This window comes from Paenibacillus glycanilyticus, assembly GCF_051200795.1.
Lineage (GTDB): Bacteria > Bacillota > Bacilli > Paenibacillales > Paenibacillaceae > Pristimantibacillus > Pristimantibacillus glycanilyticus.
Genome location: NZ_CP195155.1, coordinates 2,325,052 through 2,337,694 on the forward strand (window position 1 = coordinate 2,325,052; position 12,643 = coordinate 2,337,694).

General features: G+C 51.3%; 13 protein-coding genes. 9 read left to right on the plus strand and 4 right to left on the minus strand.

The annotated features are described in order from the left end of the window. Nucleotides 1-13: 13 nt before the first annotated feature. Nucleotides 14-748 (plus strand): 3'-5' exonuclease, encoded by a 735-nt coding sequence (locus ACR9FF_RS10510; protein WP_127496554.1) that lies wholly within the window; start codon nt 14-16, stop codon nt 746-748. Here the strand turns inward: ACR9FF_RS10510 and ACR9FF_RS10515 are convergent. Continuing rightward, the gene (locus ACR9FF_RS10515) at nt 734-1,165 is read right to left on the minus strand and encodes a M67 family metallopeptidase (protein WP_435170900.1); all 432 of its coding nucleotides are present in this window, start codon (nt 1,163-1,165) and stop codon (nt 734-736) included. The genes ACR9FF_RS10510 and ACR9FF_RS10515 overlap by 15 nt on opposite strands. A gap of 58 nt (nt 1,166-1,223) precedes the next feature. Next, entirely contained in the window at nt 1,224-2,429 is a 1,206-nt protein-coding gene (locus tag ACR9FF_RS10520; RefSeq protein WP_248756174.1) for an MFS transporter, read from the minus strand. A gap of 128 nt (nt 2,430-2,557) precedes the next feature. On the opposite strand from ACR9FF_RS10520, the gene ACR9FF_RS10525 reads away from it, so the two are divergent. Further along, nucleotides 2,558-3,091, plus strand: coding sequence for a TlpA family protein disulfide reductase (locus ACR9FF_RS10525; protein ID WP_015843748.1), 534 nt, complete (start codon nt 2,558-2,560; stop codon nt 3,089-3,091). A gap of 50 nt (nt 3,092-3,141) precedes the next feature. On the opposite strand, the gene cimA is transcribed toward ACR9FF_RS10525, so the two are convergent. Beyond that, nucleotides 3,142-4,758: a citramalate synthase gene (gene cimA, locus ACR9FF_RS10530; RefSeq protein ID WP_127496551.1), complete on the minus strand. Its 1,617-nt coding sequence runs from the start codon at nt 4,756-4,758 to the stop codon at nt 3,142-3,144. 174 nt (nt 4,759-4,932) lie between these two features. Here cimA and ACR9FF_RS10535 point away from each other — a divergent pair, with 174 nt between their 5' ends. Together ACR9FF_RS10535 and ACR9FF_RS10540 are read left to right on the plus strand one after the other, a co-directional pair. Next, the gene (locus ACR9FF_RS10535; RefSeq protein WP_127496550.1) at nt 4,933-6,201 is read left to right on the plus strand and encodes a DNA polymerase IV; all 1,269 of its coding nucleotides are present in this window, start codon (nt 4,933-4,935) and stop codon (nt 6,199-6,201) included. 147 nt (nt 6,202-6,348) lie between these two features. Beyond that, nucleotides 6,349-6,585 (plus strand): ferredoxin, encoded by a 237-nt coding sequence (locus ACR9FF_RS10540; RefSeq protein ID WP_015843751.1) that lies wholly within the window; start codon nt 6,349-6,351, stop codon nt 6,583-6,585. 74 nt (nt 6,586-6,659) lie between these two features. Here ACR9FF_RS10540 and ACR9FF_RS10545 read toward each other — a convergent pair whose 3' ends face one another. Further along, on the minus strand, nt 6,660-6,800 hold the full coding sequence (locus ACR9FF_RS10545) for a hypothetical protein (RefSeq protein WP_248756178.1): 141 nt from the start codon (nt 6,798-6,800) through the stop codon (nt 6,660-6,662). A 173-nt stretch (nt 6,801-6,973) separates the two neighbouring features. Between ACR9FF_RS10545 and ACR9FF_RS10550 the strand changes: the two genes are divergently transcribed. The 5 genes from ACR9FF_RS10550 to ACR9FF_RS10570 all read left to right on the plus strand — a co-directional run bounded on the left by ACR9FF_RS10550 (nt 6,974) and on the right by ACR9FF_RS10570 (nt 12,626). Continuing rightward, nucleotides 6,974-8,071 (plus strand): quinone-dependent dihydroorotate dehydrogenase, encoded by a 1,098-nt coding sequence (locus tag ACR9FF_RS10550; RefSeq protein ID WP_127496549.1) that lies wholly within the window; start codon nt 6,974-6,976, stop codon nt 8,069-8,071. A gap of 17 nt (nt 8,072-8,088) precedes the next feature. Further along, entirely contained in the window at nt 8,089-8,895 is an 807-nt protein-coding gene (locus ACR9FF_RS10555) for a GTP pyrophosphokinase (RefSeq protein ID WP_127496548.1), read from the plus strand. A gap of 153 nt (nt 8,896-9,048) precedes the next feature. Then, the gene (locus tag ACR9FF_RS10560; protein ID WP_435170905.1) at nt 9,049-10,059 is read left to right on the plus strand and encodes a substrate-binding domain-containing protein; all 1,011 of its coding nucleotides are present in this window, start codon (nt 9,049-9,051) and stop codon (nt 10,057-10,059) included. 121 nt (nt 10,060-10,180) lie between these two features. Then, nucleotides 10,181-11,398 (plus strand): AGE family epimerase/isomerase, encoded by a 1,218-nt coding sequence (locus tag ACR9FF_RS10565; protein ID WP_435170907.1) that lies wholly within the window; start codon nt 10,181-10,183, stop codon nt 11,396-11,398. 19 nt (nt 11,399-11,417) lie between these two features. Continuing rightward, the gene (locus ACR9FF_RS10570; RefSeq protein WP_435170909.1) at nt 11,418-12,626 is read left to right on the plus strand and encodes a glycoside hydrolase family 130 protein; all 1,209 of its coding nucleotides are present in this window, start codon (nt 11,418-11,420) and stop codon (nt 12,624-12,626) included. The last annotated feature ends 17 nt before the right edge of the window (nt 12,627-12,643 follow it).

Sequence of the window (12,643 nt, forward strand, 5' to 3'; positions counted from 1 at the left end):
GTGATGAAAGGGAATGAAGGAACCAAAAGGCGTCGGACGGATGTGGAACCTGTATAAAATGGGAGGCTTTACGCCTGCCCTTGCTTCCATGCTGGGCTCGCAAAATGCGCAGCAGATGGCGTTTATCCGTTCCATCAACAAGGAGCAGCGCAAACAGTCCATGCTGGATACGCCTCTGAGGGAGCTAGATATCGTTGTTTTTGATTTGGAGACGACCGGTTTTTATCCTTCTAACGGCGACGAGATCATATCGTTTGGGGCTGTCCATATGAAAGGCCTTGAGCTTGACGAATCCAGGCAGTTCCATAGTCTTGTTAATCCGAAGCGCCGTATTCCAAGGCAAATTATCGAGCTGACGGGGATAACGAACGAGATGGTGCAGGATGCGCCCGATCTGATGCAGGTTCTCCATGATTTCATGGAGTTTATCGGAAGGAGGCTGCTGATTGCGCATGCGGCCGGACACGATAAGCAGTTTTTGAACGCAGCATTATGGCGGACCTCCAAGGTCAGCTTGAATCACCGGGTATTGGACACCATGCTCGTTGCCAAATGGCTGGAGCCGAAGCGGGCTTCCTATGCGCTCGACGATCTTCTGGAGGACTTTGGGATTCCGATTACCGAGCGTCATCATGCCCTGCAGGACTCCCTGATGACGGCGAAGCTATGGCAAAAGTTTCTTGTCCGGATTTTGGATCGGAATATTACGACATTAGGGGATTTATACGCTTATTTAAGCAAGCACTAGAGCAAGCGGACGAAAGATTTGTCCATCCATCCGGAAAGGCTGGACAACTGCCGCGGGACTGCCCGGCATAGAGATTATCCAATAAGAGAGCCCATCATCGGAGACCGGCAAGCCAAGCCAATCACGTTTGGAAGGGACTGCCGATGAAATGGGATGGGAGTGGAAAAAACCGACGAGCGACTGTCGGTTTTTTTGTATGTCGTAATACGCGGATACCCATTCCCCGGGGTGAAACCGGAATGAGCGAATGGGCTCTTCGTGTACATTCGATATCATGTAAACATGGGTAACAACCGCGGGGCTGTCTGGCGTCGCGGCCGCTCCTGCTAGAACACCGCATGCCTCCTGCGGCAGCGATTTTTGGCAAAAGCCAAGCAGCTGTTCGTATGCTGGACGTGTTATGGCAATGGAAAGCATGTAAGCCGGATGCTCCTTTCCTGAAGGTACAGCTCATTATACATTCCCCAGGAACGGTTTAGCTAGCCGGATTAGCCGTTTTTTCCGGATGCAGAAGACGAATTGCGAACAGTAAGGCGACAATAGCCAACACGGCCAAAAGGATAAACAGAGCGGTAACCGACCGGTCCGCGAGCCAACTGAACAGCGGAGGACCTGCGGCAACGCCGAAAAACCTTAAGCTATTATAGAAGGAGGTTACAATCCCCCGGTGAGAGCTGTCGACGGAGCCTGTAATCCATGTGTTTAGGCAGGGAAGAAGCAATCCTGTGCCTACGCTGCTTATTGTGATGAAACCAATAAACACGTAGATGAGCCAATAGCTGAACAAGCAGCCGATCAGGGCAGCGCTCATAAGCGAGAGTCCGATCAGAATGCACCGGCGCATTTTTTTCCCATCCTTCTTGATGGAATGTCCGGTTAAATAGGCGGTTATGACAAGACCAAGCAGCGGAATGGCAAGAATACAGCCTTTCAGAACACCGTCGATGTTGTAGGGAGGTTTCTCCAGCAGATCGGACAAATAAAACAAGACCCCAAATAACAGGAATAGGCCTAATGCTCCCGTACAGTATGCGGTAATCAGCCATCGGCCTTTTTCACGGAATATTTTTTTCATGTCGGCCAAATATTGCTTAAGCTTCAAGGGCTCGGATTTGGAATCCGGTTCCTTGATAAAAAACCAAACGGCAAGCAGCGATGCCGCGCAAAATACGGGAAAAGCAAAAAATGGCGCGTACCAGATAATAAGGGCGAGGAGAGAGCCAAGAATCGGACTAACCACTTTGCCTGCGCCGTTGGAGGCTTCGACTATGCCTAACGCTTCGCTTTCCTGGCCATCCTTGTACATATCGCCAACCAGTGCCATTGCAATTGGAGCGGTTCCGGCCGCTGCGAGACCTTGCAAAGCCCTGGAGCTGATCAAAAGCCAATAAGACCCCCAAATCGCGGCAAAACCCGCAACGATTCCCGCAGCCCCATATACCGCCAATGCGGGAATGATGATTGCTTTGCGGCGAAAGCGGTCCGACAAATACCCAATCGCTGGTATGAAAACGGCGGCGCTTACCGAGAATAAAGTGATAACAAGGCTGGACTGCAGCTCGGACAGCTTCATTTGTTTGGCAAGGTCGGGCAAAATCGGGACAAGCATGGAGTTGCCGAGCACCAGGACGAGCGGGACGGAAGCAAAAGCGATATACTGCAGCCATTTGTGTTCGGCCATAAAAGGTTGTCCTCCGATCTAGGTGACATTGACGATTTTATGGCTAATGTGCCCCCCGGCTTGAGCTTCCATTCCTCGCCGTGTTACGATAGGCATAATCTAGAAATGAAGAAGAAAGAAGGGACACCATGAAGCGCGCTACGATGCTGTTTATCGCCGCATTTGTATTGGCTGGTTTAGCGGTGTATCAATATGTATCCAAGGATGAATCAAGCGTTACGGCAGCGGCTTCCGATTTCAAGCCAAAGGCCGGCTCCGAGGCGGTAACCTTTGAGCTGCCGGGGCTTGATGAGAAGAACTACGCAATCGGCGGCAAGCAGGACAAGCTGACCTTTGTGAATTTCTGGGCTTCCTGGTGCGGGCCATGCGAGCTGGAAGCGCCGGATTTGCAGAAGCTGTATGAGAAATACGGGGATAAAATCGCGTTTTACGGCGTAAATGCCACAAAGTTCGATAAAGAAAGAGCGGCAAGGCAGTTTGTGGACGATCACGAATTTACGTTCCCGGTTCTGATGGACCGGAAAGGGGATGTCACCAATACCTACAAGGTAGATACGTTCCCTACAACATTCCTGATCGACTCCTCGGGAGTCATCCGCGAGAGAATCAACGGCGTCATTACGATTGACGAATGGGAAAGGCTGATTGAGCAATACAGCTGATTCAAAAAAAGAAACGCCCGGCAGGCTAGCTGCCGGGCGTTTCTTTTAATTTAGTGGTTAATTACGCCGATGCGTTCGATATTGTCAAAGTTTGCCGTTGTTGACTTCTCCATGTTAAGCAAAGCATAACGGATACTGTCGACAAGCGCTTCCCAGCTTGCTTCGATTACGTTGCTGGATACGCCTACCGTGCTCCATGTGCTGTCCACATTAGAGGATTCGATAAGAACGCGCACCTTGGCGGCTGTTGCATCCTTTTCGTCAAATACGCGAACTTTATAGTCGGAGAGATGAATCTCTTCGATCTTCGGATAAAACTGCACCAGAGCTTTGCGCAGGGCATTGTCGAGCGCGTTGACCGGACCGTTGCCTTCCGCTGCCGTGTAGACCTGCTGGCCGTCTACGTTCAGCTTGACGATGGCTTCCGAGTTCATTTGACCCTTCGCGCCGCTCTCAACCAGAATCTTGAACGACTCAACCTTGAAGACTTCAACCGGCTCGCCAAAGGCTTGACGGAGAAGAAGCTCAAGGGAAGCGTCCGCGGCTTCGTATTGATAGCCTTGGTGTTCAAGCTCCTTGATATGATCCATGATCGCTTTGGTCTGCTCGTTGTTGGCATTCACATCGAGTCCAAGCGACTGCGCCTTCGAAATAATATTCGATTGGCCGGCAAGCTCGGATACCAGAATGCGCTGCTTGTTGCCTACAAGCTCAGGCTGGATATGCTCGTACGTTTTGGAGTCTTTCATGATTGCCGACACGTGAATACCGCCTTTGTGGGCAAATGCGGCATTGCCGACATAAGCCTGTCCGACCGGCATATTCACGTTCGCAATTTCGCTCACGTAACGGGCGGTGCCGGTTAGTGACCGAAGCTTCTCTTCCGGGAGAACATCGTAACCCATCTTGAGCTGAAGATTCGGGATGATCGAGCAAAGATTCGCGTTGCCGCAGCGTTCGCCGTAACCGTTAATCGTTCCTTGCACCTGACGCGCACCGGCCTGAATGGCTGCAAGGGAGTTGGCCACGGCCAGCTCGCAGTCATTGTGGGTATGTATGCCGATAGGCGCCGTCAGCTCTTGGCGGATGCGGCTGACGATTTCGTGAATTTCACCCGGCAAGGTACCGCCGTTCGTATCGCAGAGCACCAGCCAGTCTGCGCCGGCTTCCTGGGCTTTTCGCAATACCGCTACCGCATACTCCGGATTGTTTTTGTACCCGTCGAAGAAATGCTCGGAGTCAAACAAGGCCTCCATGCCTCTTTGCTTCAAGAAAGCGATGGAATCGTAAACCATGGACAAATTCTCTTCCAGCGTAGTCTGCAAAGCCGTATGCACGTGGAAATCCCACGATTTGCCTACGAGCGTAGCCGCCGGTACGCCGGACTCCGCAATGCGCACGAGGGAAGCATCTTGATCTGCCTGGCTGAATTTACGGCGCGTGCTTCCGAATGCCGTAATTTTCGATTGCAGCTTCAAGCTCTTAACCCGTTGGAAAAACTCAATATCCTTGCCGTTGCTTCCAGGATTCCCGCCTTCAATATAATGAACGCCGAGAGCGTCAAGTTTTTGAGCAATTTTGAGCTTATCATCCGCTGACAGGCTGATCCCTTCGCCTTGCGTACCGTCGCGCAGCGTAGTATCAAATATTGTTATCGATGTTGTCATAGCCGGGACGCCTCCTTCTTCACTGATCGCCTACACAAAATATAATTAACTATTATAACACTTGTTGATTAGAATGTAGAGAGGAGCATGGAATTTTTTTGACGCCTCCATATGATTTGACGCACCTTCCTGCTGGGCGGTATGCTGGGAGGAGTAGGAAGGTGAATACAGGCTATGGCTGACGTACACAAGGATTATCCGGCCAAAGGGCGCGTCATTCTTCATCTGGATATGAATGCATTCTACTGCTCCGTGCACGAAGCGGAGGAACCAGAGAAATATAAAGGAAAGCCGACGGCCGTTGCCGGAAGCGTAGAGCTCCGCAAAGGGATTATCGTCACCTGCTCTTACGCCGCGCGAGGCAAAGGAATCAAGACGGGCATGACCGTTAGGCAGGCGATGCGGATCTGTCCCGATCTCATCATCATCCAGCCGGATTTTGAGCTGTATCGCATATATTCGCGCGGGTTTATGAAGATCGCAAGGGAATATACGCCCTTAGTGGAGCCGATCTCGATCGACGAATGTTATATGGATATTACCGGCTCCAAGATCTTCGGTTCGCCCCTGGAAATCGCGGAAGCGCTGCAAAAGCGGATCGCGGAAGAGTGGACGCTGCCATGCTCGATTGGCGTCGCGCCTAACAAGCTGCTCGCCAAAATGGCTTCCGATATGAAGAAGCCTAACGGATTGACGGTATTGCGGCTGCGGGATGTACCGAATGTATTGTGGGATAAACCATGCGACGTGCTTCATGGTCTCGGGAAAAAAACGGCCGAAAAGCTGGAGAGGCTGCGCATACGAACAATCGGTCAGCTCGCGGCGGCCGACGAGGAGCTGCTTATTCGCCAGTTCGGCATATACGGCTCGTGGATGAAGTCGGCCGCCCACGGCATTGATCATTCCGAGGTGCGCGCGGACCGGGAGCAAAGCAAATCGATCGGGCACACCACCACGCTGCCTTATGACGTAACGGACAGGGAGGATGCCCACCGGATTCTGCTCAATTTGGCCGACCAGACGGCCCGCAGGCTGCGGCGGCAGAAGCTTATGGCATCCACGGTCCAGATCACGATCCGGAAGCCGGATATGGCCACTATAACGCGTTCCAGCACGCTTCGCGCCCCGACCCATTCGACAGATGTTATTTATCATGAAGCCTGCCGGCTGTTCGATGAGCATTGGAAGGGAAATGAACCTGCCCGGCTCCTAGGGGTTACCCTGCAAAATCTGACGGCGGAGGAAGAGACTGCCGTTCAGCTTGATCTGTTCGATTATAAGGAGCAGCCTCGCAAGGAAGCATTGACCAAAACGATGGATGTGCTGCGGGACAAATTTGGCGAGAGTGCCGTACTTACGGCGGGCATGCTGGGGGATGATCCGTCCGTGCTTATCCGCAATAAGCGATTGCGCGGCACTTCTCTCCAAAAGGATGAATTGTAACAATTGCATGGGCATAGCTTGTTGCCAAGGTGGTCGGTTTGTTATATATTGATGAGTGAAGGTTCACAATAATTATAGCGAGCGGTAGATACATCACGACGTTTGCAGAAGCATTTTTATGTCTATTTTTTGTGGGAGGGAATACCAATGGCTAAATTTACATGGGTAGAGAAAGACACCTGTATCGCATGTGGAGCTTGCGGCGCTACGGCACCAGATATTTACGATTACGACGACGAGGGTATTGCTGAAGTCATCTTCGGAAACGACGGCAACCATGGTAATACTGAAATTCCTGAAGATCTGTACGACGATCTGCAAGATGCTTGCGACGGCTGCCCTACAGATTCGATCAAAATCGCTGACGATCCGTTTAATATGTAAGCTGTCATAATAAAACTCCATGCTACTTCAGCGTTCGCTGGGAGCATGGAGTTTTTTTGCGCGTCTGCGTATGACTATTGATTGAGGATGAGGAGGACGGTAACGGCGGCGATAATAACAACCACGACCGAACCGATCCAGGCGAGCGCCTTGACGTTTACCTCTTCTTTTGGCTTCTGTTTCATAGCGGGAGCTTTCCGTTTGGCTGTGCTCATCGTCAATCAACCTTTCCGTGGGAAAAATGAATACCGTATACCCACATTGTAAACGGTTTCTTGTTCTGCCGCAATATCCGGAAGGACTTGCCGGCCAGCGTCGCCCTTTTCTTTTTCTTATAAAAAAGATAAACTGTCAGGTAGGACAGAAACTTGAAACGGAGTGTGTAATCTTGCTTTATTCTTCTATTCTTAAACCGGTATTTTTCCAAATGGATCCCGAAAAGGCTCATCATCTCGTCATTGACGGCCTGCATACAGCCGGACGCGTTCCGGGCATGAACAACATGCTGCATGCCATGTACGGCGTGAGCGATTCGCCAGAGCTTGCGGTTGATCTGTTCGGCATTCATTTCCCTCATCCGGTAGGGCTTGCCGCCGGCCTGGACAAGAATGGCGTGGCAGCGGACGGCTTCTCCAGCATCGGCTTCGGTTTTGCCGAGGTAGGAACGGTAACGCCAAAAGGACAGCCGGGCAACGAGCTGCCGCGGCTCTTCCGCTTGCCTTCCGACGAAGCGCTTATTAACCGGATGGGCTTTAATAACGAAGGGGCGGAAGCGATGGCCCGCCAGCTGTCGCAGCGCAAGATTAACCGGATCCCGATTGCCGTTAACGTCGGTAAAAATAAAGCAACGCCAAATGAACGGGCTCACGAAGATTACCGTTCCTGCATACAAGTGTTATATCCGTATGGCGACTTCTTTGTCGTCAACATCAGTTCCCCGAACACGCCGGATCTGCGCGCGCTGCAGCATGGCGACGAGCTGCGCACGCTTCTTGGCGAAGTGTTGGAGGAAATCGGGCTTCAGGCGTCGAAATTAGGTAGTAAAGCAAAGCCGGTTCTGGTGAAGATTGCTCCTGATATGACGGACGAGCAGCTTGAGCTTACCGTCTCGACGATTAAAGACAGCGGCGTAGCGGGCATTATCGCTTCGAATACGACGATTTCAAGAGAAGGGCTTAAGCATCCTAACGCCAAGGAAACGGGCGGACTTAGCGGAGCGCCGCTGCGCGAGCGCTCGACCGAGGTTGTTAGGGCGGTATACCGGCAGACGGAAGGCAAGCTTCCGATTATCGGTTCGGGCGGAATTTTCACGGCGGATGACGCATACGATAAAATCCGCGCCGGAGCCTCGCTCGTCGAAATTTATACCGCTTTGATCTATAAAGGTCCAGGAGTACTCCGCGAACTGACGAACGGCTTAAAAGAACGATTGCGTAAAGACGGCTACCGTAACATATCGGAGGCAGTGGGCGCAGATCATCGATAGGAACAGGAGGCGGCCGGATGGATGGAAGAGATTGGAATCTTTTTTTACAGCCTTACGAGCAAGCAGTCGAAGAATTGAAAGTGAAGTTGAAAACGATGCGGGTCGAGCTTAAGATGCGTGAGGCGTATGCTCCGATCGAGTTCGTTACCGGTCGTGTTAAGAAAGTGTCAAGCATACTGGAGAAGGCGAGACGGCTAAGCGTTCCCGCCGATCAGCTGGAAAAAGGCATCGAGGATATCGCGGGTATCCGGATCATGTGCCAGTTCGTAGACGATATTCACCGTGTCGCCGGATTCATCCGCATCCGGAAGGATCTGAAGCTTGTCTACGAGAAGGACTACATTACGAATTACAAGGACAGCGGCTATCGCAGCTACCATATGATTGTGGAATACCCGGTGCAAACGGCGCTTGGTCAAAAATTCGTGCTCGCCGAAATTCAGATTCGCACGCTTGCGATGAATTTCTGGGCTACGATTGAGCATTCGCTGAATTATAAATATAAGGAAAGCTTGCCGGACGACGTTCGCGAGCGGTTGAAGAAAGCAGCCGAAGCGGCTTTTCTGCTGGATACCGAGATGTCGAGCATCCGGCACGAAATTTTGGATGCGCAGCGCGACTTCGAGGAGCGCTCCAACGTGGTTTCCACCGTGCTCAGCGCCATTCAGGATTTGTATTTCTATCACCGCGTAAGAGAAGCGGCGCAATTCCAGATGAAATTCAACGAGCTGTTTGAGCAGGAGGACCTGTATGGTCTCAAGCAGCTGTCGGTTGATATTGAAGCGGCGATTCTCCGCGCGAAGAAAGGCAACAATCCTGGCTGAGGCTCATCTTCAAAATCCCGCGTACTGCTTATAGGCAGGACGCGGGATTTTATTTGCGCTGAAATTTGACAAAAACTTGAGTCCGCCTTATCTTAACGATGTAAGGTTAACGATAAACATGAAGCATGAAGCTTAACGGCCGGGAGGCATAAGATGCAGCAGAACCATGTAACGATGAAGGATATCGCAAATAGGCTTGGCGTCAGCAGCGTAACCGTCTCGAAAGCGCTGGGCGACAAAGAAGGCGTCAGTGACGAACTCAAGCAGAAGATTAAGGAGATTGCCCAGGAAATGGGCTACCGGTTCAATACGGCGGCGAAGGCAATGAAGGAAGGGCTCTCCTACAACATTGGCGTTGTTATAGCAGAGAGGTATGCCAGCGTAACGCAGTCTTTTTATCTTCAATTTTATCAGTATCTGTCTACCGCTCTGGAGGATGTGCAGTATTCCGGCATTCTGCATACGTTGAGCGAGGAAGATGAAGGGCAGCTCGTACTGCCGAGAATCTACCATGACCGCAAGGTCGACGGGTTTATTATATTAGGCCAGCTAAGCAATGCTTATATTTCGGCCATTCATGAAACCGGCATCCCTCTTGTATTTCTGGATTTTTATACGGACCGGACGGAACTGGATTACGTCATTATGGATAATTTCTACGGCATGTACGAGATGACCAATTATTTGATCGCAAACGGCCACCGGGATATCGCTTTTGTTGGCAGCTTGCATGCTACCAGCAGTATACAAGACCGTTTTCTGGGTTATTATAAATCGCTCCTTGAGCATCGCATACCGCTGCGGCAGGAATACATCCTGAATGACCGGGATGAGAGCGGCAAATTGCTGGATGTCGCCATCCCGGAAGCACTGCCAACCGCTTTTGCCTGCAATTGCGACCAAGTGGCCTATCTTCTGATGAATACGCTGCGCAAGCAAGGAGTTCGGGTACCGGAGGATTGCTCGGTTGTTGGCTTCGATAACGATATTTACGCCACCCTTGCCGAGCCGGCGCTTACGACGGTTGAAGTTGACAGACAGGAAATGGCTAAAACGGCGGTTAACAAGATGGTCCGCAAAATTAGTGACCCCGCATTAAACAGCGGCAGGGTACTGGTCAGAGGGAAAATGATTTACCGGGAATCGGTAAGAAGCATGAAGTGACGATAGTCGCTTCATGCTTTTTTTATTGACGGGAGTGAGCAGTCCTTTTACAATGAACTTGTAACTTAATCGATAACTTAATATTTAATTTACTTAAGTTATAACCGGGGAGCTGAAACGGGTGGAGCAGCAAGACTTAAAAAGCTGGCGGCAAGAGATCGAAAGCGAGCTGCAAGATAATATTCTTTCCTTTTGGATGAAGCATTCGCTTGATGAACGGGATGGAGGGTTCGTTGGGCGGATCGCCAATGATTTGAAGATTCAGGAGAAGGCGGATAAATCCCTCGTATTAAACGCGCGCCTTTTGTGGACGTACGCTTCCGCATACCGAAAGTATGGAGAGCCTGCCTATTTGAAGATGGCTGAACGGGCTTACCGTTATTTAACCTCCTGTTTTTACGACCGGGAGAACGGAGGGTACTTCTGGCTGTTGAACCACGAGGGAGAGCCGATATCGAAGAAAAAACAAATTTACGGTCAAGCCTTTGTTTTGTACGCTTTTTCGGAATTCGTGCGTGCTTGCCCGAATGAAGAGGTGCTTAAGCAAGCCGTTCAGTTATTCGAGCTGATCGAACGATATAGCTATGATCCTGTATACAAAGGGTATATCGAAGCGCTTGATAGCAACTGGGAGGCCACGGATGAGCTTAGCCTTAGCTCTACCGATTTGAATGAGAAGAAATCCATGAACACGCATCTGCACGTGCTTGAAGCGTATACGAATTTGTGTCGGGTATGGCCTTCGGAGCGTTTGAAGGAAAGTCAAAAGGAGCTTATCGCGACGATGCTTGATCATATCGTGGACCCGCAGTCCGCGCATTTCAAGCTGTTCTTCGATGAACGGTGGAATTCCAAGTCGCACGAGATTTCTTACGGACATGATATCGAAGGCAGCTGGCTGCTCATGGAAGCAGCGGAGGTGCTGGGAGACGGGGAGCTGATTGACCGTACGGAGGCGGTTGCGCTTGCCATGGCGCAAGCCGTCTACGAGGAAGGCTTGGATACCGACGGCGCGGTCGTTAACGAAGCGGACCCGAAGGGCTGGACGGATACCGATAAAGTGTGGTGGCCGCAAGCGGAGGCGGTCGTGGGATTCCTGAATGCCTATCAGCTGTCGGGCAAGGATTATTTTCTGAATGCGGCTTACCGGACCTGGCGGTTTATCGATCGTTATCTGGTGGACAAGGCAAACGGAGAATGGTTCTGGAAGGTCAATCGGGCGGGTGAGCCCGATATGGCGGACATGAAGGTTGATGCTTGGAAATGCCCGTATCACAATGGCCGTATGGGCCTGGAAGTGCTGGAGAGGATCGAGAAGCTGAACGTACAAACCAAATAGGCGAAGGGATGAGTAGACAATGAACGAAACCGTTTTTATGGAAAAATTACAACGTTTGCATGCGGAGCACAAGGAGCTTCTTACTCGGCCGAACACGCCTGTTCATGGCGGAAACGGTATCTATGACCGTTATGCATACCCGGTTATTACGGCAGCTCATGCGCCGGTTTATTGGAGGTATGATCTTAATCCGGAGACCAATCCCCATCTTATGGAGAGGATTGGCGTAAATGCCGCTTTTAATCCCGGAGCAATCGAATTAAACGGAAAGTTCTATCTGGTTGTGCGAGTGGAAGGTCATGACCGGAAATCATTCTTTGCGGTTGCGGAGAGCGTTAACGGCATTGACGGATTCCGTTTCTGGGATTATCCGATAGTAATGCCGGAGACGGATATTCCGGATGTGAACGTGTACGACATGCGGCTGACGAAGCATGAGGATGGATGGATCTACGGCGTATTCTGCACGGAACGGAAGGATCCCGAAGCGAAGCGGGGAGACACTTCCAGTGCCGTCGCAAGCGCGGGCATTGCTAGAACGAGGGATCTGAAGGCATGGGAACGGCTGGATGATCTCCGGACCCCTTCTCCCCAACAGCGCAACGTCGTGCTCCATCCCGAATTCGTGAACGGCAAGTATGCATTCTACACTAGGCCGCAGGATGGGTTTATTGAAGCCGGATCCGGCGGCGGTATCGGTTGGGGCTTGTCAACTAGCATCGAGCATGCGACTATTGAGTTGGAAACGATAGTGGATGAGAAAAAATACCATACGATCAAGGAAGTGAAGAACGGACAAGGTGCGGCGCCAATCAAGACAGAAATAGGGTGGCTGCATATTGCCCATGGCGTTCGGAATACGGCGGCAGGACTGCGTTATGTGATCTACGCGTTTATGACGGATTTGAATGATCCAAGCAAGGTAATTTATGCGCCCGGAGGCCATTTGATTGCGCCGGATGGGGATGAGCGGGTTGGTGATGTGTCGAATGTCGTCTTTACGAACGGGCTGATCGCTAGAGACAACGGAGAGGTGTACATCTATTATGCTTCCTCGGATACGCGCTGTCATGTCGCGGTTACGACCGTTCAGAAACTCGTCGATTACGTTGTAAATACGCCTGCGGATCCGCTTCGTTCCTATGCCTGCGTGCAGCAGCGCAGCGAGTTGATCGCCAACAATCTGAAGCTTATGGAGCGTCCCGATTTCAGCTTTCTTAACGAATGAAGTCCCGAAGCAGTCGG

Coding starts and splice junctions, on each gene's coding strand:
- ACR9FF_RS10515 (WP_435170900.1), bottom strand. CDS start 1,165: ATGCTTTCCATTGCCATAACACGTCCAGCATACGAACAGCTGCTTGGC.
- ACR9FF_RS10540 (WP_015843751.1), top strand. CDS start 6,349: ATGGCTAAATTTACATGGGTAGAGAAAGACACCTGTATCGCATGTGGA.
- ACR9FF_RS10525 (WP_015843748.1), top strand. CDS start 2,558: ATGAAGCGCGCTACGATGCTGTTTATCGCCGCATTTGTATTGGCTGGT.
- ACR9FF_RS10535 (WP_127496550.1), top strand. CDS start 4,933: ATGGCTGACGTACACAAGGATTATCCGGCCAAAGGGCGCGTCATTCTT.
- ACR9FF_RS10560 (WP_435170905.1), top strand. CDS start 9,049: ATGCAGCAGAACCATGTAACGATGAAGGATATCGCAAATAGGCTTGGC.
- ACR9FF_RS10520 (WP_248756174.1), bottom strand. CDS start 2,429: ATGGCCGAACACAAATGGCTGCAGTATATCGCTTTTGCTTCCGTCCCG.
- ACR9FF_RS10545 (WP_248756178.1), bottom strand. CDS start 6,800: ATGAGCACAGCCAAACGGAAAGCTCCCGCTATGAAACAGAAGCCAAAA.
- ACR9FF_RS10555 (WP_127496548.1), top strand. CDS start 8,089: ATGGATGGAAGAGATTGGAATCTTTTTTTACAGCCTTACGAGCAAGCA.
- ACR9FF_RS10570 (WP_435170909.1), top strand. CDS start 11,418: ATGAACGAAACCGTTTTTATGGAAAAATTACAACGTTTGCATGCGGAG.
- cimA (WP_127496551.1), bottom strand. CDS start 4,758: ATGACAACATCGATAACAATATTTGATACTACGCTGCGCGACGGTACG.
- ACR9FF_RS10510 (WP_127496554.1), top strand. CDS start 14: ATGAAGGAACCAAAAGGCGTCGGACGGATGTGGAACCTGTATAAAATG.